At 51.6% G+C, this 2,958-nt stretch carries 1 protein-coding gene; it reads right to left on the reverse strand.

Translation table 11 applies throughout. The features are described 5' to 3' along the window. Positions 1-2: 2 nt before the first annotated feature. On the reverse strand, positions 3-2,678 hold the full coding sequence (gene acnA, locus NNO02_RS22960; RefSeq protein ID WP_271455843.1) for an aconitate hydratase AcnA: 2,676 nt from the start codon (positions 2,676-2,678) through the stop codon (positions 3-5). Positions 2,679-2,958 lie beyond the last annotated feature (280 nt).

Here is a 2,958-nt window from a genome sequence, read left to right on the forward strand (position 1 = left end):
ATTTAATTCAACATATTACGAATAACATAGTGCAAAATGCCATCGTTTTGGTAATAGGTTAGCTCTGTCGCGGTATCAATACGGCAGCGACACGAAATCACCTCTTTACTACCATCCACACGGACCATATTCACCGGGATAGTCGCTCCCGGTTTAATATTTTGTAAGTCCGTAATATCAATGACCTCCTCCCCGGTTAACCCCAGGGTTTTACGTGTAACTCCCTGCGGAAATTCCAGAGGCAGGATCCCCATACCAATGAGATTAGAACGGTGAATACGCTCAAAGGACTCGGCGATCACGACGCGAATCCCCAACAAACGCGGGCCTTTCGCAGCCCAGTCCCGACTGGAACCCGACCCATACTCCTTACCGGCAACAATGGCCAGCGGGGTCTTCTCTTGCTGGTATTGCATGGCGGCGTCATAGATAGCCATCACTTCTGCACCTGGCAAATGACGCGTCATTCCCCCTTCCACACCCGGTACCATTTCGTTACGGATACGGATATTGGCAAACGTACCACGCATCATTACTTCGTGGTTTCCGCGGCGAGAACCGTAGGAGTTAAAATCTTTACGCTCAACACCGTGGTTTTGCAGATAACGCCCGGCTGGGCTGTCTGGCTTGATGCTCCCCGCAGGAGAAATATGATCGGTGGTGACGGAGTCGCCCAGCATCGCCAGGATACGTGCACCATGGATATCCTGCACAGGGTCCGGCTTCGCCTGCATACCATCAAAAAACGGTGATAACCGGATATAGGTTGAATCCGACTGCCAGCCATAGGTATCTGCACGATCAACATTAATCGACTTCCATTCCGGCGTGCCTTCGAACACCTCGGCATACTCTTTATGGAACATCTCAGTAGAAACCTGTTCCACAGCACGGGCGATTTCCTGCGCACTCGGCCAGATATCTTTCAGATAGACAGGATCGCCTTTTCTGTCATGGCCTAGCGGATCTTTCGTCAGATCAATATTCATATTCCCGGCCAGCGCATAAGCCACCACCAGCGGTGGAGAAGCCAGCCAGTTTGTCTTCACCAGCGGATGGATACGCCCTTCAAAGTTACGATTGCCGGAAAGCACCGCCCCTACCGTCAGATCACCTTTTTTAATCGCCGTTTCAATCGGGTCAGGTAACGGGCCAGAGTTGCCTATACAGGTAGTACAGCCATAACCAACAAGGTTAAAACCCAACTCATCAAGGTACGGGGTCAGTTTTGCCTGCTCCAGGTAATCAGAAACGACTTTTGACCCAGGTGCCAGCGACGCTTTCACCCACGGCTGGCGCTTCAGACCAAGCGTGACCGCTTTTTTCGCCAGCAATCCAGCCGCCATCAGAACGCTGGGATTGGACGTGTTGGTACATGACGTGATCGCTGCAATCACTACAGCACCATCCGGTAGCTGATATTGATGACCGCTCATTGCATAGTCGACCGGCTGACGATCTTTTTGCGAGCTATTCACTTCCAGTTCATTACTCGCGGCGAATGCTTTCGGTACATCACCCAATGCAACACGATCCTGCGGACGCTTCGGTCCGGCCAGGCTGGTTTCCACAGTGCCCATGTCCAGCTCCAGTGAACTGGTAAACACAGGCTCATCACCTGGGTTACGCCACATCCCCTGTGCTTTAGCATAAGCGCCGACTAATTCAACCTGCTCTTCACTGCGCCCGCTCAGACGCATGTACTCAAGAGTTACCCCGTCAATTGGGAAAAAGCCGCAGGTTGCGCCGTATTCCGGCGACATGTTTGCAATGGTCGCCCGGTCAGCGAGCGGCAGGCTGTCCAGCCCATCGCCATAGAACTCAACAAACTTACCAACCACACCGTGTTTACGCAGCATCTGAGTGACGGTCAGTACCAGATCGGTAGCAGTGATCCCTTCACGAAGTTTACCAACGAGTTTGAAGCCCACGACATCCGGAATCAGCATTGAAACCGGTTGCCCCAGCATGGCGGCCTCAGCTTCAATCCCGCCGACACCCCAGCCCAGCACGCCGAGACCATTAATCATTGTGGTATGGGAATCGGTGCCGACCAGCGTGTCGGGGTAAGCTACCCACTCGCCGTTTTGCAACTCACTCCACACCGCTTTGCCCAGGTATTCGAGGTTTACCTGGTGGCAAATTCCTGTTCCCGGTGGAACAACACTGAATCGGCTAAACGCCTGTTGCCCCCATTTCAGAAATACATAGCGCTCATGGTTGCGCTCCATTTCCAGGCGAACGTTCTCTTCAAAAGCATCATCGTCACCAAAACGGTCGACCGTAACGGAGTGATCAATAACCAGATCAACAGGTGACAGCGGGTTCACTTTTGCGGTATCCCCGCCAAGACGTTTAACCGCTTCGCGCATGGCGGCCAGGTCGACCACCGCCGGAACGCCGGTGAAGTCCTGCATGAGAACGCGAGCGGGTCGGTAGGCAATTTCGCGATCGGCATGAGCCGTTTTCAGCCATTGCGCCAGAGCATGAATATCTTCTTCGGTAACAGAGTCACCGTCCTGCCAACGCAGCAGGTTTTCCAGCAATACTTTTAGTGATTTAGGTAAACGGGTGATATCACCCAGTGATTTGGCAGCCAGGGGCAAACTGTAGTAGCGGTAGGTTTTATCTTTAACCTGCAATGTGTCCTTACTGGCTTCTCGTAGGGTAGACGACATAGCTCCTCCTTAAATGACAGGGTTGGATCCCCTGACTCTCCTCAGGGTTAGTATTAAAGATAACACAAACAAAATGTAACGCTTTGATAACAACTCAAATTGATAAAATAGGTGAACGACAAAAGGTGACGAACTATGCAAGTGGCGGGGAATAAGATTGAAGTACGGTAAATGAACGAACCCGATACATCGATGCAGCCGACAATACGCTGTTTCGATGGCGTACCAAGATTGAGATGTGATTATTCATACTGAATTAAATAAGCACGCTAATACTTAT

The sequence above is a fragment of the Citrobacter sp. Awk 2 genome (genome assembly GCF_028069815.1).
In the GTDB taxonomy this organism is placed as follows: domain Bacteria; phylum Pseudomonadota; class Gammaproteobacteria; order Enterobacterales; family Enterobacteriaceae; genus Citrobacter.